This window comes from Streptomyces niphimycinicus, from assembly GCF_018883605.1.
GTDB classification, from domain to species: domain Bacteria; phylum Actinomycetota; class Actinomycetes; order Streptomycetales; family Streptomycetaceae; genus Streptomyces; species Streptomyces niphimycinicus.
In genome coordinates this window covers 1-389 of sequence record NZ_JAHLEM010001364.1, presented here as the reverse complement: position 1 = coordinate 389, position 389 = coordinate 1, and the positions used below count along the sequence as shown (strand labels likewise).

The following is a 389-nucleotide window of genomic DNA, read 5'->3' as shown; positions in this document are numbered from 1 at the left end:
CGGCGCGGCTGCTGGCGAGCCGTCAGGGCCGGGCCGGGGAGGAGCCGGCGGACAGCGCGGCATGTGTGGTGCTGGAGCGTGCCGACGGCGCGCGTGAGCGCGGCGCGCCGGTACGTGCGGTCGTCACGGGTTGCGCGAGCTGGTCGGAGCCCCAGGCACCGGACCGGACCGAAGCGGCGGCGGGCGCCCTGACCCGCTGCCTTACGGCGGTCGGCGCGGACGGCGCCGACCGGCCGCACCTCTCGTACCACGTGGGCAAGGGCAATCTGTCCGACACCGGCGAGGTCAAGCTGCTCGCCTCCGGCTTCCAGCCCGAGGCACTCGGCGGCGCACTGGCCGCCGGGCCGCTGCTGGCCGTCGTCGCGGCGGTCGCACGGGTCGCCGTCGAG

1 pseudogene is annotated in these 389 nt (G+C 77.6%); it reads left to right on the top strand.

Going from position 1 to position 389, the window contains the following annotated elements:
* Positions 1 to 389: pseudogene (locus KN815_RS49755) on the top strand (hypothetical protein); the annotation flags it as partial.